General features: G+C 62.3%; 17 protein-coding genes. 3 read left to right on the top strand and 14 right to left on the bottom strand.

Annotated elements, in window-relative coordinates; translation table 11 throughout:
- Positions 1-26: 26 nt before the first annotated feature.
- Positions 27-1022, top strand: coding sequence for a hypothetical protein (locus tag EN808_RS27990; RefSeq protein WP_189524177.1), 996 nt, complete (start codon positions 27-29; stop codon positions 1020-1022).
- On the opposite strand, the gene EN808_RS27985 is transcribed toward EN808_RS27990, so the two are convergent.
- The 6 genes from EN808_RS27985 to EN808_RS27960 all read right to left on the bottom strand — a co-directional run bounded on the left by EN808_RS27985 (position 1005) and on the right by EN808_RS27960 (position 9370).
- Entirely contained in the window at positions 1005-2579 is a 1575-nt protein-coding gene (locus EN808_RS27985; protein WP_135917309.1) for a glycosyltransferase, read from the bottom strand. The genes EN808_RS27990 and EN808_RS27985 overlap by 18 nt on opposite strands.
- A 33-nt stretch (positions 2580-2612) precedes the next feature.
- The gene (locus EN808_RS27980) at positions 2613-4748 is read right to left on the bottom strand and encodes a glycosyltransferase (protein ID WP_135917308.1); all 2136 of its coding nucleotides are present in this window, start codon (positions 4746-4748) and stop codon (positions 2613-2615) included.
- On the bottom strand, positions 4745-5395 hold the full coding sequence (locus EN808_RS27975) for a bifunctional DNA primase/polymerase (protein ID WP_245525141.1): 651 nt from the start codon (positions 5393-5395) through the stop codon (positions 4745-4747). Before EN808_RS27975 ends, EN808_RS27980 begins: the two co-directional genes overlap by 4 nt.
- A gap of 124 nt (positions 5396-5519) precedes the next feature.
- Positions 5520-7049: a mercuric reductase gene (locus EN808_RS27970; RefSeq protein WP_135917307.1), complete on the bottom strand. Its 1530-nt coding sequence runs from the start codon at positions 7047-7049 to the stop codon at positions 5520-5522.
- Positions 7039-8388, bottom strand: a complete 1350-nt coding sequence (locus EN808_RS27965) for a glucoamylase family protein (RefSeq protein WP_135917306.1) — start codon at positions 8386-8388, stop codon at positions 7039-7041. The genes EN808_RS27970 and EN808_RS27965 overlap by 11 nt, the downstream gene beginning before the upstream one ends.
- A gap of 229 nt (positions 8389-8617) precedes the next feature.
- Positions 8618-9370 carry an SDR family NAD(P)-dependent oxidoreductase gene (locus tag EN808_RS27960; protein WP_135917305.1) on the bottom strand — a complete coding sequence of 251 codons (753 nt, stop codon included), beginning with the start codon at positions 9368-9370 and terminating at the stop codon, positions 8618-8620.
- Positions 9371-9677: 307 nt separating this feature from the next.
- On the opposite strand from EN808_RS27960, the gene EN808_RS27955 reads away from it, so the two are divergent.
- Positions 9678-10976, top strand: coding sequence for an O-antigen ligase (locus EN808_RS27955; RefSeq protein WP_127275992.1), 1299 nt, complete (start codon positions 9678-9680; stop codon positions 10974-10976).
- Between the two features lie 319 nt (positions 10977-11295).
- Here the strand turns inward: EN808_RS27955 and EN808_RS27950 are convergent, their stop codons facing one another.
- Together EN808_RS27950 and EN808_RS27945 are read right to left on the bottom strand one after the other, a co-directional pair.
- Positions 11296-12552 (bottom strand): polysaccharide biosynthesis/export family protein, encoded by a 1257-nt coding sequence (locus EN808_RS27950; protein WP_167531474.1) that lies wholly within the window; start codon positions 12550-12552, stop codon positions 11296-11298.
- Positions 12553-12637: 85 nt separating this feature from the next.
- On the bottom strand, positions 12638-13315 hold the full coding sequence (locus tag EN808_RS27945) for a sugar transferase (RefSeq protein WP_135917304.1): 678 nt from the start codon (positions 13313-13315) through the stop codon (positions 12638-12640).
- 600 nt (positions 13316-13915) lie between these two features.
- On the opposite strand from EN808_RS27945, the gene EN808_RS27940 reads away from it, so the two are divergent.
- Positions 13916-14191: an exopolysaccharide production repressor exox gene (locus tag EN808_RS27940; protein WP_135862324.1), complete on the top strand. Its 276-nt coding sequence runs from the start codon at positions 13916-13918 to the stop codon at positions 14189-14191.
- A gap of 19 nt (positions 14192-14210) precedes the next feature.
- On the opposite strand, the gene EN808_RS27935 is transcribed toward EN808_RS27940, so the two are convergent.
- From EN808_RS27935 to EN808_RS27910, 6 genes are all read right to left on the bottom strand, one after another.
- Positions 14211-16055 carry an ABC transporter ATP-binding protein gene (locus EN808_RS27935; RefSeq protein WP_135917303.1) on the bottom strand — a complete coding sequence of 615 codons (1845 nt, stop codon included), beginning with the start codon at positions 16053-16055 and terminating at the stop codon, positions 14211-14213.
- A complete protein-coding gene (locus EN808_RS27930) occupies positions 16048-17025 on the bottom strand; it encodes a serine kinase (RefSeq protein ID WP_135917302.1) in 978 nt (325 codons plus the stop codon). Before EN808_RS27930 ends, EN808_RS27935 begins: the two co-directional genes overlap by 8 nt.
- Entirely contained in the window at positions 17022-18965 is a 1944-nt protein-coding gene (locus EN808_RS27925) for a lasso peptide isopeptide bond-forming cyclase (RefSeq protein ID WP_135917301.1), read from the bottom strand. Before EN808_RS27925 ends, EN808_RS27930 begins: the two co-directional genes overlap by 4 nt.
- Entirely contained in the window at positions 18962-19354 is a 393-nt protein-coding gene (locus tag EN808_RS27920) for a lasso peptide biosynthesis B2 protein (RefSeq protein ID WP_245525140.1), read from the bottom strand. The genes EN808_RS27925 and EN808_RS27920 overlap by 4 nt, the downstream gene beginning before the upstream one ends.
- A gap of 106 nt (positions 19355-19460) precedes the next feature.
- Entirely contained in the window at positions 19461-19760 is a 300-nt protein-coding gene (locus EN808_RS27915; protein ID WP_127279241.1) for a PqqD family protein, read from the bottom strand.
- A gap of 132 nt (positions 19761-19892) precedes the next feature.
- Positions 19893-20045 (bottom strand): lasso peptide, encoded by a 153-nt coding sequence (locus EN808_RS27910; protein WP_127279240.1) that lies wholly within the window; start codon positions 20043-20045, stop codon positions 19893-19895.
- Positions 20046-20332 lie beyond the last annotated feature (287 nt).

The raw sequence follows: 20332 nt of genomic DNA, 5'->3' as shown, positions 1-20332 counted from the left end.
AACGGCGTCTGGGCTAAGGGTTGCCCATGGGCATGTCGCGTTGGCGGGCAAAACTCAAGAAACCCGTTCGTTCCGGGGCGCTGAGGTTTTTCAGCGTTCCTTCCGTGCTTTGGTCGCAAGGGATCGGGCGTTTCTGCGACTTCGCCGGACCCGATTGGTATCGCTGGGCGCCGACCGAATCGACGCAAAGCGAGGCTTTTTTCCGCGACCATTATAGCGGCGCGCATGGCATCGTCTGGGTGCGGCTGAGCACCCTGGCCAGGCTTGCGCGAAATTGTGATCTCGACACTTTCGCCAGGATAGCCCTGCCCACCATCAAGGCTCCCTTCATCCTGCTGACGACCGACGGTGATTCCTCGGTGCCTTCGGATCTGGCCAAGGACACTGTCGAGCGGCTTCTCGCCAACCCCTATCTGGTCTCCTGGTACAGCCAGAACTGCGACGGCGGTCATCCCAGGGTCAAGCCGTTTCCGATCGGGCTGGATCTCCACACCCCACGTTCCCTGGCGACCCCTGCCGGACTGGTGAGACACCTGAAAACCCTGCGCGGGCAGGGGAGTGCGGATCGTCGTCCAGCCAGGATATTCTGCGATTTCAGCGTCAGCAGAGAGTCCGGCGAGCGTCGGGAATTGCTTGATGCTCTGGACGGATGCCCGCATGTCGATTTTCTAGGGCAACGCGTATCGCAGCGCTCGATATGGCAGCTCTATTCGCAATATCCGCTCGTGCTGTCGACCGTCGGAAACGGCCTGGACTGTCACCGGACTTGGGAACTGCTTTATCTCGGCTGCATCGTGGTGACCAAGACTTCACCGCTCGATCCGCTTTACGAAGGCCTGCCTGTCATCATCGTCGACGATTGGCGCGAGGTGCGGGACCCCGATGCCCCGGCGCGCTGGATCAGGCAGGCCGCGCATTTGACGGACCGGGACTATGTATGGAGCCGTCTGCGCCCGCAAGCCTATCTGCAGCCTCTGCGCGAAGGGCTTCGGCGGACCGTCGTCTCACCACGGGACGTGTAGGATTTCCAGCTTGGGCAGGCCGACCGGCCGGATGCCGAGGTCGTTGGCAAGGAGGCCAAAAGCTTCGGTTTCGATCAGATCGCGGTATGGAATTTCGGGAAAGCGAAGGCCACCGCGATGCAGGGCGGCATCGACCAGGAGCATGGTTCCGCCGACCGCATCGAGGCCGATGATGTCGAGATGCCTGACATCGCTGAGATGATACCGGCTTGGCGTTTGCACGGGAGGCTGGTGAAGGCCGCCGCGTATCTCGCGGTAATAGCGATAGTTTTTGGTCTGCCGTCTGATGACAAAGCTGTTGAGGTCGAAACTGGCGCCACCGGCGATCTTCACGCAGTTGGGCACCGCGATGCGATGTGCCGTGGCGATCAGGCGGTTCAGCACATCGCCGGGAAAGCGCCAGACGTCGATGTCGATCCACAGCGCCCAGTCATCGTCCTCGCTGAGCCCGTGATCGATCAGATAATTTCGCACCTTGGCGATCGCGCCGCGCCTGATGCGTTGCATCCTGGGCTTCGCCCGTTTTGCCCTGTCGAGGCGGGTGCCGACCTGTCTTTGCAACAGGATGATGTCACGATATTTGCCGGCCAATCCAGCGGTTGCGGCCTGTAGTCGCTCCCAGCTTCCGTCCTGGCTGTCGCCTTCGCAGAAGACCAGCTTGATCCGGTCCTTGGGATAGTCGAGCCCATCCAGCGCATCAAGAAAGGGCTGGATGAGGTCGGCGGCGTCTCGAAGCGGCACCAAGACAGCGACGTTTCGGCCCGATGGCGGCGGCGCCGACAGGACCGTTCTGTCGACGCCTGCTTTCGCCTGCGCCTCATCCAGATACGCGCCGCGCGTCAGGTGATACCGGAGCCCATAGGCCCGATTGCGAAACTTGGTCCACCAGTTCGGCGGCGGTTCCGGGGTCCACCATGTGCCGGCCCAGTGGTGGATCGAAAGCGCGGCCGTGTCGTCGCCGGCGTCGCGCTCCGTGCTCCCGGCCGACGTCACCGGCACGAACAGGGCGGAAGGATGAATGGCGAAGGCCACCTGATCGCTGTACCCGCGCTGCGCGGAGGTGAGCAGGCAAGGGCCAGTCGCGTCGAGCACGTCCTTGGCGGCGGCGAGCCCGGGCATCATCGACAGGAGATGCAACCAGAATGGATGACCGGGCGGGCTCGCTATCGTCCCGTTGAACAGAAGGTAGGGCAGGCCCCGGAAATCCGCCTGGACGGCCGCATGCGAAGCCGGCTCCTTGCACAGCACGACCCGGGTCTCGCTCATGATCGCATCGAAGGGCGCGACGCATTCGCAGTCGATGTCGGCATAGACCCCGCCGAAGTGATGCAGAAGCATGTAGCGGGCCGCGTCCGACCGCTGCACGCCGTTGGTGTAGCCACAGAACATCGGCAGGTAATCCGGGTAGTGCTCGGCCACGAATTCGAGCAGCATCCGGTCGCTCCAGAGCATGACCGTCCAGTGTGGATTGTGCCGCTTCCAGCTGTCGGCATAGGCCTGGAAGCGTGCGGGAACGCTGTCGGTCTTCCAGGTCTGGTGCAGGATCGGCGGAATCATCGACGGCTCATGGGGTGATGGGGTGGCCTGGTGTCACTTGCCGTCATTGTCCAGTGCAAGCCCGGCGCGGACGGCATCGCGGATCGCTTGCGGGCCAAACCTTGCCCATACGGCCTGATGCGCGCGCGTGCGCTGCCGCGCCCGGCGTTCGGCGTCGAGAGAGAGTTCGATGGCCATGTCGGCCAGTCCTTCGTCGCTGGTCGACAGCATCACTTGGTCATTCTCGACCATGTCCAGCCCCTCGGCAGCGAGCGGTGTCGCGATCACCGGCACCCCCCAAGTCATCGCCTCCAGGATCTTGATGCGCGTGCCCCCGCCGGCCCTGAGTGGGATGATGCTGAGATGCGCGCCGGACAGGAGTGGCGCCACGCTTTCGGGGTCTTCGACAAGCTCCACACCAGGCAATCTGGTCAGCGCCCGTACGGCCGCCTTTGGGCTTCGTCCGGCAAGAGTAAGTCTTGCACCCGGCAAGACCTGCCGAATGCGGGGCAATATGGTGCCCGCCAGGCGCTCGGCCGCATCGACGTTCGGCGGATAGCCGAGATGCCCGATAAATACGATCGTCGGATAACCGCTGTCGGTCGCGGCTTCGGCGGGCAGCCCCCGCGGAATGTCCTCGACGTTGGGGATTCCATTGGGAACGACATCGATCGGCACATTGTGCCGGGATGCGGCCATCAACCTTTCGCGATCCTGGTTCGAGCAGACCCACACCCTGTCGACGAGGGATTGCGCTTTTCTCTCCAGCCGCCGGATGCCAAGCACCGCCGGGGATCGCCCTGGACTGATATGTCGCAGCTGTGCCGCCAGGTCGGATTCGACATTGTGCATGTCCAGGATGAGCTGCTTCGTCAGCGGCCGCAAATGTCGCAGCAGCTTGAACAGGCCGGTCCCTTCGACGATGACCGTATCGGGTTTGAAGGTTTGCACCATTTTCCGCAGCCGCACCAATGCCGTGCGCGGGATACGGTTCTCCCCCGCGATCCTCCACCAGCCGAGAGAGGCCGAACGCGGTTCTCCATCGGTTACCAGGCCAACCGCGTTGATGCGCGCGTCGGACGGTTGGCGCGCGTCGCCCAGCGGCCTGATCGAGGCAAGCCGGACTGGGCCGAACTCGGCTGCAAGGCTGGCATTGTTGAAATTTCTCAGGTCCGCACCGGAAACCGGCGGAAATGCCGGGTCGAAGGATACGATCAGCGTACGTCTTTCCGTGACCGCGCCAGCGCTCGACGAGTGGTCAGGCCGTTCCATCATGGCTCCGATGCGAATTCGTATGCGATATTGCGACGCCTTCCAGCTCGGCCCCAGCCTTTTGTGGGCGCGAACGGCACGCATCATGCTCATCGCATAGCTGTATCGGTTGTGTTTGATAAGCTGCCTTGAAATCCGCAAGGCTATCCAGGCCTTCCTCCACTGCAGAACGTCCCTGGCAATGGCTGAACCGGCAAGCTTGTCCAGCTCCAGTGCTATCGCGAGAAACGTGGCCCGCGGGTTCTCGACAAATCGCCGCGCCATCCTCTCTTCGTCATGGTGGTAGAGAAGCACCGGAGAAGAGATCGTTGTCACGTCGGCCTGTGCGAGCATGGCCGCCCAATAGCACGTGTCCTCATCCAGGCTGGTGGTTTCCGGAAAGCGGACGGTGGCCATTGCCGAGGCTGCGACTAACGCGCTGCCCATGGCGATCGGCCATGCCTCGTTAAGAAGGTAGCGGCGGGCGTTCAATGCCCGGTCGCTCGTGTACCCATGCGGAACCTTGAGCTTGTCCGGCCTCCCCCTGGTGCGGCGAATGCTGGCTCCTATCGACAGGCCGGCCTCGGGATTGCGCAGGAGCGCCTCATGCAGCAGTCCCAACCCTCCCGCCATCACCTCATCGTCGGCATCGAGGAAAAGTATGAACTTGCCTTTGGCTCGCGCAATTCCGGCGTTGCGGGCAGCGCCCGCGCTGCCCAGCCGCATAGCGAGGATCTCCAGCGGCAATCCGTACTTCCGGGCGCTTTGCATCGAGATCGCCGTGGTCTGGTCGATGGAGCCATCGTCGACGAGAAGAATCTCGCTGATCAGGCCCCTCTCCGGCAGAAGGCTTCGCAGCGTGGCGTCGATCGTCGCGGCGGCATTTCTTGCCGGAATGACGATGCTGATATCGGGTTGCTCACGCCCCGAAATGCTCATTGCGGCACGAAAAAACCGCGCTTCAGAACGCGGTCATAGCAATGTTTGAGTGGCGAGACCGCGCGAAGTGAAAGACTGGCCAGGCTTTCGACTGGTTGCGGCTCGACGTCGAATGGCGACTGGTCCTTCAACCAGCTGTAGCAGCAGCCATCCTTGAGTACGGAAGGACTTCCAACGACGTAACCGCCAAGCGCCTTCAGGTGGCCGATCCGCCGCATGCCGAGATACAGGCTGGATGATACCGCCGGTTCGCGCGTCCTGAGATAGATGTGGAATCCATTCGGTGATTTCGCGACCGGCGTGCAACTTGAAAGGTGCGCGTGCTTGCCAGACCAGGCGCGATAGTCTGCTGAATCGTCGAAATCCAAGATGAGAAGGTTGCCGTATCCTCCGATGATGCCGACATTTCCAGCAAAGTCCCGAAACCAGCGCCGGATTTCCTCCGGTGTTGGTGGCTTCTGCGACAACTGAAAGGCAATCGACCGGAACGCCAATTCTTTCAGATCCTTTCGACGGGCCTTCAAATGCAGCGGATGATATTCCATCGCCTCAAGATCGAGATGCTTGCCACCTTCGCGCAGAGGCACACAGATGTAACCCTTGGACAAGAGCTCGATTGCGTATTCCGTTTCGACTAAAGGCTGCATCCACGAATGTTCCGCGGCCGAAGGCGTCGTCTCGATTTCATTAGCCTCGCAGGGATCCGTCAAGCGCCGCCGCGCACTTGGTTGCGTATTTGTGAGCATTTCGGCATATGTGATGGCTTTGGGCTTATCGTCTGGACCACGCCAGCCAGTGCGCCGCAAGGCGCCTGCGCAACGAGGTGAGGCGTGTCCGCCTATAGGCGTCGCCCGCCATCTTGATGCCTTGCGCCTGTGTCGGGAAGGGATGGATGACGTCGGCCAACGCATGCAGTCCCATGCCGGACCGGATGGCGAGGGTCACCGCGTTGATCATCTCGCCCGCATGGCTGGCGACGACCGTCGCGCCCAGGATGCGGTCGGACCCCTCCCTGACATGGATCTTGACGAATCCTTCCTCCTCGCCGTCCATCACGGCGCGGGCGACATCGTGCATCAGTATCGTATAGGTTTTGACCGGAATGCCATTGCGGCGCGCTTCCAGGGGATAGAGGCCGACATGGGCGATCTCCGGATCGGTATAGGTGCACCAGGGAACGACGAGGTCGCTGAGCCTTTCGCGGCCGCGAAACAAGGCATTGCGCACGACAATGCGCGCCGTTGCCTCGGCGGTATGGGTGAACTTGTATTCGAGGCAGACGTCGCCCGCCGCATAGATGTGCGGGTTGCTGGTTCGCAGATAATCATCCACCTTGATGCCGTCGGCGTCATACGCCACGCCGGCCTCTTCGAGGCCGAGACCATCGACGTTGGGTGAACGGCCGACGCCGGTGATGATCTCGTCGACGGAGATCGTCGTCGTGTCACCATCCCGCATCAGGTCGGCGAACTTGGCGGTACCTTCCCTGCGCACCGCCACCACTTCGGTGTTCAGGCGCACCTCCACCCCCTCGCGCGCCAGGGCGTCCGAAAGGATTTGCGCGGCGTCGCGCTCCTCGCCGGGCAGGAACATCGGATCGCTCTGCGCCAGGATGACCTTGGCGCCGAGCATGCAGAAAGCCTGCGCCGTCTCGCAGCCAAGCGGCCCGCCGCCGATGACGAGGAGCCGCGGCGGGCATTGCGTCAGGTTGAACATCGTCTCATTGCTGAGATAACCGGCTTCGACCAGCCCCGGAATAGCAGGGAAGGCCGGGTGTGCGCCCGTTGCAATCAGCGCCTTCTTGAAATGCAGCGTGCTTTCCTCGACCGTGACCGTATCGGGGCCGGCAAATCGCGCCGCACCGAAATAGAGGTCGATGCCTTCCGAAACCAGGCTCGCGGCGGAATCGGCACGGCTGATCCGCTGCCGGATCTGCCGCATCCGTGTCATCGCCCGTTGAAAATCGACACGAAGATGATCTGGCGGGTCGCCGCCGAAGCTCTCGGCATCGCGCATGTCGGCATAGAGCCTGGCTGTGCGAATGATCGACTTCGACGGAATGCCGCCGACATTGATGCACGCACCGCCAATCAGCCCGCGCTCGATCAGCGCGACCTTCGCGCCAAGGCTCGCCGCGTCACGCGCGGCGGTCAACCCGGCCGGCCCGGCGCCGATGACGACGAGATTGTAGGAGCCGTTCGGGGTCGGGTTCTTCCAGTGCGGAGGATGCGCGCCCCTGACCAGCTCGACGTCGTTGTGGTCGACGGGGAAGGCGGCGGCTCTCGTCGGTTCACGTGACATCGCGCCCCCCGGATGCCGGGCTTGCCGGCCGCGACAGCCATCCGCCGGTAAAGCCGGCCTTGTCCAGCCCACGACGGATATGGGGATTGCAACGCATGAGCTCCCAGATCATGCCGGAACGGTGGTTTTCGATCATCATTACCGCAATGCCCTGGTCCAACCCGTAATGGCCTTCCGACACCCAGCCGTTGCGGCCGAAATTTCGCCGGTTGGCCAATGTCGGGTTGAAACCGCTCGGCAGCCGGAAATTGTCGATCACCTCCGGGTAACGATCGGCGAGATGGCGCATCGCCGCCAGGCAAATATCAGGCGCGAAAGGCAGCGACGCCGGATAGGACCATGGCGCGATCGTGCCGTCATCAGGACCGAAAGGCGCGCCGCGCGCCGCGTAACCGGAAAACCGGTGGCGCCGTCGCTCCACGCTGGCGCGGAAGCCGCCTGGTCCGTCCCCTGCCGAAAGACCCCACAGGTTCTCGCCATAGCCGACAAAGCCGTAGGGGTTGTGCCGGGCGTAGTCGCGGTGAAGGTATGTCGAGCGGCGGCTGTTTTCGAAATAGTCCGAATTCTTCTCGCGCATGAAAGCGTCGCGGATGCCTGCGAAATCGATCCAGGCATGCGAGAATTGGTGCATGAACAGCGGCCCGCCATAGAGCACGTCGTGGCCGTAGATGTTTTCCCACTGGTAGGTCGCCGTCCAGGCCTCGTAGCTGTCGTCGGAGGTCGGCCGGTCCGGTGAGGCCATGGACAGCACATAGAGGATCGTCGCCTCGTTGTAGCCTTCCCAGCCATAGTGCAGAAAGCCGGTCCTGGCCTTCCAGCCTTGGCGGAGCGTCGGGCTGCTGCCTTGTGCCCATCGCCAGTCGACGCGCCTGTAGAGCGCCTCGGCCAGTTGGCGGATTTCGGCCTCGTCATCATTGTCGCCGGAAAAATAAGCGCCCGCCACCAGCATGCCGGCGATCAGCAAGGCGGTATCGACCATCGACAACTCGCAGCGCCAGACGCGCAAACCAGTGCGCATGTCGAGGAAGTGGTAGTAAAAACCCTTGTGGCCGGTAACGTCGGGGCCGCTGCCTTGCGTGCTGGTCTGGAAAAAGCGCAGCGCCGCAAGGGTCAGCCTGGCAGCCGCATCGCGCGCCATCCATCCACGTTCGACGCCGATCGGATAGCAGGACAGGGCGAAGCCGACGACGGCGATGCTGCACGGTGAATTCGGCCGCGACGTGTCGGCGACCAGCCCGTTGTCGGGGTTCACATTCTCCAGGAAATAGCCGAAGGCGGCGCGCTGATAGCGGTCCAGAAGCTCGTCATCGGCCAGCGCGGTGGGATCTGCTCTAAGCAAACGAAGCAAACTCCGGCCTGGTGATCGCCGCTTCCGTCGATCGCAGGCCACCGGCACAGTGGCCGGGGGACATCGCACCTGCCGGGCTCTCTCGTCGTGTCATGGCTTTCCCCTGTTGTGGCACGCTCATTCAGACGCCAGCTACCATAAGCCTGTCCAGCTCCAATCGTTGCTTCGTCACGCGGAATTGTAGTTGGCTCGGGCGAACTCGGAACTGCCTCGACCCGGCTCAATACGTAGCGCGGCCGCCCGAAACGTCGAACACGGCGGCCGTGGTGAACGAGCATTCCTCGGAAGCGATCCATGAGATCAGCGCAGCCACTTCTTCGACCTCGCCGAAGCGCGCCATCGGTATCTTCGACAGCATGAAGTCGATGTGCTCCTGGCTCATCTGCTTGAAGATCGCCGTGCGTACAGCTGCCGGCGTCACGCAATTGACCGTCACCTTGGTCTTGGCGAGTTCCTTGCCGAGCGACTTGGTCAGGCCGATCACCGCCGCCTTCGAGGTGCTGTAGGCGGAAGCGTTGGGATTGCCTTCCTTGCCGGCGATCGAGGCGATGTTGACGATGCGGCCGTAGTTGCGCTCGAGCATGTGCGGCACCAGCGCCTTGTTGCAATAGAAGACGCCGTTGATGTTGATATTGATGACCCTTTGCCAGTCCTCGGCCGAATAGGCCCAGGTCGTCATGTTGGGGCCGGTTATGGCCGCGCTGGTGACCAGTATGTCGACGCCGCCGAGGACTTCGATCGTCGATTGTGCGGCGGCCTCCACACTTGCCGCATCCGCAACGTCCATCGTCACCCCCTGCAGGCTGGGAATGACGGCTTTCGCCTGTTCGATCTGTGCGGGATCGCGATCCCAGACGCTGACGCGCCCGCCTTCGTCGACGATCCTGTGCGCGACCGCCAGGCCGATGCCCGAGGCGCCGCCGGTAATCACCGCCGATCGGCCGGCGAATCGTCCCGCGAAATTCATCGGCATGTCACTCCCCTGTCCATCCCGGTCCATGTGATGGCTCGTCGGGAACTGTGAGGTGACCGCCGATCGAGTTCAAGCCGGCATGTGGCCGGATCGTCTGGGCCCAACACCGGCCGGATTATGGGGTTGCGATCTCTCGGCGATCGCTTCGCTGTAAGACAAGGTGACCGGATTTGCCATTGAGCAAGGGGTGCGATAGGTTATATTGCACTGCACAATGGAGACGCCGTTTCTTGTACGCCCCTGTTTGCGGATATGCCGGCTGGTTTGCGGCCTGCCGGTTCTGGGTCGTGTTGACGGGACCCTTTAGATGAAAATTCCCAAATCCCTGCTCGTCGATCCCGAGAAGAATTCGGTCTATGGCAGTTTTGCCGTTGCCGTCTCGATCTGGGCGTTCTCCTATTCCGTCATTTTCGGCCAGGTGCTGATCCTGGCCTACTATGTCGTCTGGCTTCCGCTCATCCTGGTCGACTACCGGCGGTTCCTGCGGCAATTGTCCAGTGCCTGGTTGCCGCTGCTGTTCGCTGCCTATGTCTGCTTCTCCGTGTTCTGGTCGCAGGCACCCGGCACCACCGCCAGAACGGCGGTCCAGTACCTTTCCCATATCGCCTGTGCCTATGTCGCGGCGCGCACCGTCAGCGTGCGCACCCTGACGATAGGCGCCTTGGTCGGCATATTCTTCGTCCTGATCTATTCGCTGAAGGTCGGAGCTTATTCCGAGGACGTCCTCGACGGCACCTATAATTTCGTCGGCGCCTTCGCCTCCAAGAACCAGATCGGCTTCGTCGGCTCGCTCGGCATCTATTTCTCCGTCGTTTTCCTTGCTTTCCTTCGGCGTGGCCGCCTGAGCTTCATGCTGACCGTGCCGGTCGTGCTGCTGTCGGCCTATGTGCTGGTCGTCTCGCATTCCGCCACCTCGATGGCCTCGATACCGGCGGTTCTGGCGCTGGTGGCGCTGCTTGCGATGAGCAAGCTTCTGTCGCGGCGCTATCGCCGGGTGATCTTCCTGATCGGCGCCGGCATGATCGTCGTGGTGGCCATCGTCGCCCTCAATCTCGGGCTCATGGACTTCGTGCTTGGCATCTTCGGTAAGGATTCGACGCTCACCGGGCGGACCTATCTGTGGGAGCAGGGCTGGAACGCCGCGATGCGATCGCCGATCCTCGGCGTCGGCTATGCCGCCTATTGGGTGCAGGGCTTTGCCGAGGCCGAGCGGCTGTGGAACGAATTCTACATCACCACCCGCACCGGCTTCCATTTCCACAACACCTATGTCGAGGCCCTTGTCGAACTCGGCTTCACCGGGGCGGTGCTGATATCGCTGATCATGCTGCGCACGCTCTTCGGCCATATCGCGGCGGTGGTCTTCAAGACATGGCAGGCCGAATCGGTGGTTCTCATCGGCGTGATGGTGCTGCTGCTCATCCGCTCCTTCGTCGAGGTCGAGATTCTCAACCCCTACATCATGGGCTCCTTCCTGATGTATTTCAGCTTCTTCAAGCTGGCCCGGTTGCCGGTCACGCGCACGCGGTGGTCGCCGGCCTTCGAGCCAGCGGATGCGAAGGGTGGGGAGCCAGCCTGGCCGCACCGTCCGGCGGCGGCCGAGTAATGATGAGGGTCCGCCAGGGCAATTCCAGGAAAGTGTGTAACGGTTTCCCGGGAGAAGCGCATAGCGCTTCCCCTTGGGAATTGCGTGAAAACAAGAAGTTAGAGCGGGTCAGAGATTCTATCAAACACTAAACCGTTCTTGGAGCAATGCCGGGAAAAGTGCGTAGCGGTTTTCCCGTCCGCAATTGCGTCAACAACCGTTCTGGTTTTCCGGTTCTGGAAACCCTGTCAGCAAAAACCTCCGCCAGGCAGGCCAGGCGGAGGTTCAAAGTCTTTGTGTTAGAGGATCGAAGCGGCGGGTCGTGCGAACTTCCGCGTCCCTACTGGCTCGCCAGCGGCGCCAGCTTGATCTTGATCACATCGCCGGGCAGCACCGGCGTGTCTTCCTTGGCGGCGATTTCGCTGGTCTTGCCGTCGACATTGCGCACCAGCGAATAGAGCAAGGTAGGCTGCTGGTCGTTGGTGATGGCGGCCGTCGTCGCCGGATCAGTGGCCTGAGCGATCAGGCCTTTCTGCATATTCACCTTCAGCGCGGCCTCGTTCAGGTCGGCTTCGGTCTGTTGCCGGGCGGCGGCGAGGCTCGAGCTCAAGGTGTTCTGGGCGTCGATGGCGTCCTGCGTCGCCTTGCTGATCGCCTGCTTGGCGGTGAGGATGGCCGTCTCATAGTCCAGGATCTTGCCTTGCAGGTCGGTGACGGACTGCTGCGAATCCAGAAGTCTCGCATTGGCGACCAGACCCTTCTGCGCCAGCGGACCGATGCTGGCCAGCTGTTGCTGCGCAAGATCGACCTGCTTCTGCTGGTTGACGATCTTCTTCTCCAGCGATTCGATTTCGGCCTGCAGCACACCCTTGAGATCGTCGAGTGACTCGAGCTTCAGCTTCAGCGCCTTCTGGTCGGCGGTCAGGATCGTCATCTCGTCGTTGACGATGGTCGGCAGCCGAGGATCGCCCTCGACCTCCTTCGGCGCTTCGAAGCTCGTCTTGCCGGCCATATCGGCGTCGATGCGGGCGCGCTTGACGATCAGCCGCACACGCAGGTCGTCGGAGATATCGAAATTACCCTTGGCGGTGACCAGGTCCTTGCCGAGCTGGGGACCGTAGTCGGCGCTGCGCCTGATGCCGCCGGCGACGCTGATCGCCTTCAGCACCGTAAGGTCGGGCACATAGGGAAACTGGCCGGGATTCTGCACTTCGCCCGAAATGTAGAACGGCCGGAATTGCGCCATTTCGACCGAGGCTTCGGGCTTGTCCGACAAAGCGAGCTTGTGCTGCAGCGCCTCGCCGATCGCCGCGGCGACCTCTGCCGTGGTCTTGCCGGCCGCCGGCAGTTCGCCGACGAAAGGCACCGACAGCGTGCCGGCCGGACCGACCGTGTATTGGCCATTGACCGACGACCAGTCGCGGAACGTGCTTTCGACGGTCTGCCATTCGGCGATGCGGATGGTGAGTTTGTCCTGGGAGCCCAGACGGTAGTCGTCGGCGGCGGCCAGCTGGGGAAAAGCGAGCGACATCGCAAGGCACGTCGCCACGAGCCGCGAGCGGCCGAAAAACGGGCCGCCGCCAAAGGCTTCGAACATGTCTGTTTTCAACTGAACGTTCCGATCCGTTTTAGCCCCATCGCCCGATGAGCTTGCCGCCGGATGGCTGGGTCAGCCCGGCCGATCAATAAGAACCGCGTGACATCCAGACGGCCGGCACGGTCCTGATGATGATGCGAACGTCCTCGAACAGCGACCAGTTCTCGACATAGTGGCGATCGAACGCGACGCGGCTGTCATAAGAGACATCGTTGCGGCCGCTGACCTGCCACAGGCCGGTCAGGCCGGGCCGGGACTTCAGATAATAGACAGCCGCGCTGCCGTAGATTTCCAGTTCGTCGCGGACCACCGGGCGAGGCCCGACAAGGCTCATGTCGCCCTGGAGGATGTTGATGATCTGCGGCAACTCATCGAGGCTGAGCTTGCGCAGGACCGCTCCGACGCGGGTGACGCGTGGATCGTTCTTCAGCTTGCGGGTCGCTATCCATTCCGCATTGGCGTCTGGATTGGTCGCAAGATAGGCGGCCAGCACCTTGTCCCCGTCGGGAACCATGGTGCGGAATTTGAGGCAGGAGAACAGCCGTCCGCCGCGCCCGATTCGGCGGTGACCGTAAAAAATCGATCCGCCATCGGAGAACTTGACCAGCAATGCTATCATGATGAACAGCGGGCTGAGCGCGATCAGCCCAACCAGCGAACCGGCGACATCAAAACTCCGCTTGATGAGACCGCCGATCGGCGGCGGAAAGTCGGTGTCAGCCTGCGAAAAGCCCGCCGTGGCCGACTTGGCAATATCCCTCATACGGAAACTCCATGCGGTGAACGAATGGTTGACCGCACGATATCAAAAAAATGCTGCAGCGCAACACACAATTTCCCATCCCATTGAAATAGTCGCGTCATGAATTGACTAAATAGTAAGCTCGCTCTGCACAAATTTCGAAATTTTTAGCACATTTGTGACAATAAATGGGCAAGGATAAAAAAATCCGGACATTTTTGAGGCGATTCCTAGGCGACGCGTTCTCGGCGTCGAGGGGCGGAACATATAAGTGCTTTAGGAAGGTGCCATATTTGAAACTATTCACATAAAATACTGCTTAATATTATGGATTGTACTCGCGCCTTATAACGGCTGCAGGTTGAGTGAAATGCGGCCGTGTGCGTTGCAGCATGGCAGAGTCGAGCGCGTAAGCTGATTCAAAAATATGTGCGGTTGCCCTTGCCGCCTTCTGCTCGCCTTAATAGAATTGCAAATTATACCTGTCATGGTGGCGACAGGTTGAAAGGCCGGAAGCAACCGGTCGGCAGCGGGTGACTTAACAAGCCCGCATGACAAGGGACGGCGCTCGGGTGGGGCTATCGTTGGATATAACCCGAGCCGGTTTATGGGCTGTTGGGTATGTCGCTTCCAAAATTCATCCTTGGGATGCTTTTCGCGCTCTCGATCGTCGTTGCCTGGTCGTGGCTGGGTGGGGCTTCGCTCGGCACGACACTGCTGCGTGTCATCATCTGCGCGGTGGTCATCCAGGCCGGCTATTTCGCGGTCGTCTACGCCATGATCGCCAGGAGCGAGCCGACGCCGGCCGACAGGCTGCGCGAAGCCGAGAGAAAGAAGAAATCCACCGAAGTGCCCGAGGGCGAGAAACTTGGCAGCGCCCGGCGGAGCCTGCATTAGGCGCAAGGCGCACGCCGGGTCAGGCCACGTCCGCTGGTTCGGTCTCCGACTGTTCTCCCGACAGCATCCTGGACAGTCGGCTCCCCGGCTTCGCCTTCAGGCGCCGATATTGCCCAACTTCCACGACACGGCCGTCCTCCATTGCCACCACCCAGTCGGCGAAGGCGATCATCGACGGCCGGTGAGCGATTGTCAGGATCGTCATTGAGCCGCGCAGGCCGTCGATCGACTTGGCGATAAGTGACTGGTTCTGCCAGTCGAGCGCGCTTGTTGCCTCATCCAGGATGAGCAGTGAAGGCTTGCGCAGCAGCGCGCGCGCCAGCGCGATGCGCTGACGCTCGCCGCCCGACATGCGCACGCCGCGGTCGCCGACCACCGTCTCCAGTCTGAGGTCAAGCCGTTCTACGAATTCGCCGGCATGCGCGGCGCGGAGTGCCGCCCACAATTCGTCGTTGCTGGCCTGCGGGGCGGCAAGCCGCAGGTTCGCCGCGATCGTGTCATGCAGCAGGAATACCTCCTGCGGCACATAGGCCACCTGATCGCGCCAGCGGCGGCGGTTGCCGGCATCGACCTCGACGCCATCGACGAGGATCTTGCCCGCGGTCGGCTCGAGCAGCCCGAGCAGCATGTCGGCGATCGTACTCTTGCCTGATCCGGACGGGCCAATCAGGGCGGTGACCTTGCCGGCCGGAAGGCCGAAGGTGACGTCGCTCACCACCGCCTTGCCGGCGCCGCCGTCATAGGCAAAGGAGACGTCGCGAATGTTCAGCCCCGTATCGAGGGCCAGCTTGCGGGCATCCCCGGATTCGATATGGCCCGGCTCGCGCTCGGCGTCGAAACGTGCCTGCAGGCTGCGCATTGCCGTATAGGCGGGCAGGTTGATCAGCACCTGCTGGGCCTGCGTCTGCATGTCCATGAAGCGCGGCGCGATGCGCATGAAGACCAGGAGCAGCACGACGATCTCGGCCAGCGACAGGTTGAAGCGGACCAGCGCCACATAGATGAAGACGCTCAAGCCCACGACGCTCGCCACCTGGAACACGGCGGTGCCGATCGAGCTGTTCCGCACATAAGCGATGTTATCGGCCTTCATCTTTTCGAGCGTGGCCTGCAGCTGCGCGAAATAGCTGCCCTCGACATTCAGGCTCTTGGCCACCTTGATGCCGCCGAGAAATTCCGAAACCGTACGGTACTGGTCCTGGCGATTGCTCGTCAGGATGCGGCCGAAGGCCGTGGCCCGCGAGCGAAACGGCTGCAGCGCTATGAACATCACGATGCCGATAACGACGGCAAACGCCGTCATAACCGGGGAGATGAACATGGAAATCACGAGATAGCCCGCCAGCAGCACGGCGATCTGCACCAACATCAGCAGGGAAAAGGCGGCCCCCTGGACGCGGTCGATGTCACCGGTCAGGGCATGGTCGAGATCGGAGCCGCGCATGCGCGTGAACACGCCCCACCGCGCCTTGCCGATGCTCTCGAACAGGTTCATGCGCAGGCGGTTGATGAAATCGAAGAGCAGCCTTGCCATATAGACCGACTTGAAGCGGTTGAAGGCTGCCTGCACGGCAACAAGCCCGACCAGCGCGCAAAGCACCGTCGTCAGTTGCAGCGTTCCGCCGGGCACCAGCCAGCGGACGAAATCGATATTCGGCAGCCTGACCGCGAAATCCTGGTCGGCGCGCCCAACCAGGTGCAGCAGCGGAATCAGCAGCAGGATCGAGATGCCTTCGGTCAGGCTGCCGAGGATCAGGAACAACAGCGCCGTCCAGGTCCGCCGCCCGCCGATCTGGGCAATGACGGCGCCAAATGCCGCGACATCGCGAAACAGCGACAGGCTGAAGACCGATGACCTAGGCATCTCCTGCCAGTTCCTTTTCGATCAGCGCCACAGCCTCGCCGATCCTGTCGATGCCCGTCGGAACGTCCAGCCGGCACACGCCGACATGGTTAGCGATTGCTGAACAGTGACGAAGGTGCATCGCGGCGAAATCGCCGGAGAGCGCCGCGCGGCCGAAACGCGTCACGTAGGAGAATTTGATGATGGCCGGCAAGGCGGCAATGGAAGGCAAGGGGGTGATCCCAGCCCTTTCGCCACGCTCGAGTATGTAGATCCTGGCCGCCGGCACCCTGTTGCCGGAGAAGGCGCCGTGCAGGCGATGCTGCATCTTCTCGATCGCGGGATGCACTTGCGGCCGCACTTGCGCCTGCCCAAGCGAGATTGCCGCTGCGGCATCGGCGGCAAGCTTGATCTGCGGAAACCCCGGAACGATCATCGGCTGGTTCGGGTTTGCCAGGTCGAGCGCGACGACATCGTCGGTAAGCAGATCGTGTCCGGCCCGGATCAGCGCGCTTGCCGTCGTCGATTTGCCGGCGCCCTTGTCGCCCATGAAGATGGCGCCCCTGCCGGTTACCGCAATGGCGCTGGCATGAAGAACCAGCAGGCCGCGCTGGTGCAGAAGCAGCGCCAGCACCGGCCCCAGCAACGGAAAGGCAAGCAAGGCGTCGTCGACGCCGGGCGCCGGCTGGACATCGATGCGGCGGGCGTCGCTGATCAGGAATGCGCCGACGGCCTCCCAGGCCAAATACTGCCGGCCGGGCTCGAAGCGGAAGAAGGTCGCGGCCTCCGCCGAAGGCTTGGGCATATCGATCGGGCCGATGGCGATCTCGATGTCGGCCGACGCCGGGTCCGCCGGCTCCAGTTCGGGCAGGGACACGTCGGATGCGACGATCAGGCCGTAGGCGCGGTAGTAACGTCGTTCTCCCGCGATCCTGCTGCGCCGGGGAAGATGGTCGAGATCGCCGGCGAACGGCTCTTGGCGGGACATCATGCCGGGCTTCCGCCATGCTGGACCTGCCGCAGCCACAGCGACAATGACGCCGAGCGCCAGACATACTGGACATCGAGCGGCGCCACCTGGTCCGGCTGGCGCAACAGCCGCGCATAGGCAGCGGTTACTTCCGGCAGGTTGACATAGGGCGCGATGCGACCCGCGTCGCCAACCAGCAACTGGTCCAGCAGGTCGCGATGGTTGCGCACCATGCCGTTGACGAGATTGGCGGTGAAATCGATCTTGTCGCGCCGCCACTGGACCGCCGCCGGCAGGATGCCCTCCATAGCCCGGCGCAACACGTAGCGGCCAAAGCCGTGACTGAGCTTCTGCTCGCCCGGCAGCCCCAGGCAGAATTCGACCAGCGGCTTGTCCCAGAACGGATAACGCGGCTCGACGCCGAAATTGGCGGCGGCCTTGTCCAGAACCTCGAAAGAGTGCGGGACATAACCGTTGGACAGGATCCAGCGGTGACTGAGAGCATCGCTGGCCTGGACGCCGGGTGGCATATAGCCGGCTCGGTGGAACCGGTCGATGAGCTCGGTTCGCCTGGCAAGGTCCGGATTGATCAGGTCGCGCCAGCTCCGGCCACGCCGCGATTGGGCAGGTTTGCGTATTTTGTTCAGGGCTCGGTTCCCCAACTGCCGCAGCCTGGCGATGCGCCAGGCCGGCCCGTAAATAGTGAGGAACTGGAAATAGAGGCCGAGCGTGCTGTCGCCATAGGTGTTGGAGGCGCTGCGGACCTCGCGCCAGAGGTCCAGCCATCTGCCGCCATTGGCAAGCTCGTGCAGATGGCCATGTCCCTGCGAAACGACCTCGTCGCCGCCATGGCCATCGAGCAGCACCTTGATGCCCTTGGCGCCCGCCGTCCGGTAGATACCGCGTGTCAGCGTCAGGCCCGGCGCCAGGAAGGTGCCTTCCTGTTCCTCCAGCACCCGTTCGAATTCGGCGAAAGGCGCATAATTGCCGACAGGGATCAAGGTCGGGTCGGTCTTCTGCTGATCCAGCACGGCATCGATGAAGGAGCGCTCGTCCATCGACGAACCCTTCTCGAAAACTAGGGAGAAGGTCGGCAGCTTCGGTTTGCGCCCGGCCGCATTTTGCAGCCCGGCCACGCAGGCGATCGAGGAGGAATCGAGGCCGCCGCTCAGCATCGCGCCGACCGATGGACTTCCCCGCATGCGATTGCGGACCGATTGCGAGAAAAGATGGGCGAATTCCTCCGCGGCATCCGACCGTGGCACTCGCTGTGATGGCTCGATCTGCCAATACCGGCGCAGCACCAGGCGTTGCGCGGTGACGGTAAGGCTGTGACGCGCCGGCAGGGCGAAGATGTCGCGGTAGGGCGTGGACTGCGGGTCGTCGGGCAACCCGGCCAGGAAGCCCGAAATCCGGTGCTCGCTGAGGTGCGCACCAACCCCGTCGAGGCCGAGCATTGGTCCGATCTCGGAGGCAAAGGCAAAGCGTCGTTCCGCCGCGTGGTAATAGAATGGCTTGACCCCGAAATGGTCTCGCGCGCAGAACAGAAGCTGCCGCTCGGCATCCCAGATGGCGAAGGCAAAATCGCCTTGCAGATGCACGGGGGAGGCTTCACCCCAGCGCAGATAGGCCCGCATCAGCAAGGCAGCATCGGCGACTGAGCTGTCCCTGATGCCGAGCCTGGCGAGCAGCTCGTCGCGGTTGTCGAGCCGGCAGTCGGCGGTGATGGCGAGCTTGCCGCCGGCCATGGTCAGCGGGCCGGGCCCGGCTTCGTCGGTCGTGTTCAGCCAGGCGTGGCCAAGCGCGACGCCGCTGTCCAGCCACCATGAACTTCCGTCGGGACCACGATGTCGCATGCGCGCCAACATCTGCTGGATGCCGCTCGCCGCTTCAGTCGGCGCGGGGCCTCGGACCGCTACTGCGTGGCCCTGCCGCAACAGGATTCCGGCCACGCCGCTCATCGGCTGCCGTGGTCGACCAGATGTGCGAAACCATCGATGGATCCGCCGAGCACGATGTGGTTGTCGCTGACCAGCCAGGCATGCGCCTTCAATTGCTCGCCCGTGCCGCGCTCGATGCCGATGCGGATATTCGACGCATTGCCCTTGCGCGCGAGGAGATACTGGCCCGAAAGCGCCTGGGTCAGGCATGTGGCGCCCGGCACGAACCGCGCGGCCGCTGCAACCCCCCAGGCGACAAGCCGCAACTCGCCCATGCTCGCACATTGGCGCGCGTTGAGCCGTGTCACCATCCCGCGGACGCGGTTGTAGGAGAACACTGTCAGCCCGAGCCGCACGGTCGCGACCACCAGCAGGCAGCGGGCCAGGAAAAACGCTTCCGAACCGCTCAAGGCCAAAATCCTGGCCAGGCTCCGCCTGCCAGGCCGCTTCATCGGCACGGGGGGTCTCTGCGTCACAGGTCTTTGCCGCGCAACCATGGCCTTCTGCGACACCTGCCTAGACGACGGCCTCATGCTCAAGCCTCGCAAGCCCGTTTTCCGCCAGGCCTTTCAGCAATGCGTCGACGTCGCCCTTGCAGCGCTCGGCGTCGACATTGTAGCGAGCGAGGACGGCGCTGCGGATATCGGCGACCGGCTTGGGCTCCTGGATCAGGTCCCAGATGAAAGCGCCGACACCGTTGAGGCTGTAGTAGATATTGGATTTCAGGTTGAGAAGCGCGAGGCCTTCGCCGAATTCGCAGGCCACGGCATCCTTGGTCGCGCTTACGCAATCGCGGTCGGATGGGTTCCAGTTCATCCTAAAACCTCTTTCGCAACACGTTGCCCCGCATCGACAGGCTGGAGGAGTCGGGGATTTTCACCCCCGGCTCCTTCTTATGATTTTTGGATACTGGAGGTTCCAACGTCATCCTCCGGGATCAGGATAGTCTCAAGAGAACGTGAGGTCGCCAATTGGCGTATGTGCGGGGAACGACGCATCGATCGCCGTGCTGCCGCCGCCGCCCTGGGTGATGGTCTCGATCGAACCATGCACGGTCAGGTTTGGCGTTTCGTACTCTTGCTTTTCAACATTCTGTTCCATTGTACTCTCCTATCAAGGACTGGAAACGGCCTGTCGATTACCGTCAGCACTTTCATGCTGCGGCGCAATAGCTGCATAGCAGCATTTATGAGTCAAGTCTCATTTACCCGCCGTTAATCAATTATGGGTTGCGAACGTCACTCCCCATGTGAGAAATCCGCCATTTAGGAAGGGAAGCTGCTTCACTTCGGCGTTTGCTAGTGACAACACTTTAAATCATTGATTTGGTCATTTTTAAGGGGAATTCCTGAAGGGAAATTCACGCAAGCGATTGATTTTAGATAGCG

The sequence above is a fragment of the Mesorhizobium sp. M8A.F.Ca.ET.165.01.1.1 genome (assembly GCF_004792065.1).
GTDB lineage: Bacteria > Pseudomonadota > Alphaproteobacteria > Rhizobiales > Rhizobiaceae > Mesorhizobium.
The sequence above is the reverse complement of the archived record's forward strand: the minus strand, read 5'-3'. Positions and strand labels throughout refer to the sequence as shown.

Excerpts from the sequence above, each read along its gene's own strand:
- EN808_RS27960 (WP_135917305.1), bottom strand. The coding sequence starts at position 9,370 with ATGCCGATGAATTTCGCGGGACGATTCGCCGGCCGATCGGCGGTGATT.
- EN808_RS27910 (WP_127279240.1), bottom strand. The coding sequence starts at position 20,045 with ATGGAACAGAATGTTGAAAAGCAAGAGTACGAAACGCCAAACCTGACC.
- EN808_RS27955 (WP_127275992.1), top strand. The coding sequence starts at position 9,678 with ATGAAAATTCCCAAATCCCTGCTCGTCGATCCCGAGAAGAATTCGGTC.
- EN808_RS27930 (WP_135917302.1), bottom strand. The coding sequence starts at position 17,025 with ATGATGTCCCGCCAAGAGCCGTTCGCCGGCGATCTCGACCATCTTCCC.
- EN808_RS27935 (WP_135917303.1), bottom strand. The coding sequence starts at position 16,055 with ATGCCTAGGTCATCGGTCTTCAGCCTGTCGCTGTTTCGCGATGTCGCG.
- EN808_RS27925 (WP_135917301.1), bottom strand. The coding sequence starts at position 18,965 with ATGAGCGGCGTGGCCGGAATCCTGTTGCGGCAGGGCCACGCAGTAGCG.
- EN808_RS27970 (WP_135917307.1), bottom strand. The coding sequence starts at position 7,049 with ATGTCACGTGAACCGACGAGAGCCGCCGCCTTCCCCGTCGACCACAAC.
- EN808_RS27940 (WP_135862324.1), top strand. The coding sequence starts at position 13,916 with ATGTCGCTTCCAAAATTCATCCTTGGGATGCTTTTCGCGCTCTCGATC.
- EN808_RS27950 (WP_167531474.1), bottom strand. The coding sequence starts at position 12,552 with ATGTTCGAAGCCTTTGGCGGCGGCCCGTTTTTCGGCCGCTCGCGGCTC.
- EN808_RS27980 (WP_135917308.1), bottom strand. The coding sequence starts at position 4,748 with ATGAGCATTTCGGGGCGTGAGCAACCCGATATCAGCATCGTCATTCCG.
- EN808_RS27945 (WP_135917304.1), bottom strand. The coding sequence starts at position 13,315 with ATGAGGGATATTGCCAAGTCGGCCACGGCGGGCTTTTCGCAGGCTGAC.
- EN808_RS27915 (WP_127279241.1), bottom strand. The coding sequence starts at position 19,760 with ATGAACTGGAACCCATCCGACCGCGATTGCGTAAGCGCGACCAAGGAT.
- EN808_RS27990 (WP_189524177.1), top strand. The coding sequence starts at position 27 with ATGGGCATGTCGCGTTGGCGGGCAAAACTCAAGAAACCCGTTCGTTCC.
- EN808_RS27985 (WP_135917309.1), bottom strand. The coding sequence starts at position 2,579 with ATGATTCCGCCGATCCTGCACCAGACCTGGAAGACCGACAGCGTTCCC.
- EN808_RS27975 (WP_245525141.1), bottom strand. The coding sequence starts at position 5,395 with ATGCAGCCTTTAGTCGAAACGGAATACGCAATCGAGCTCTTGTCCAAG.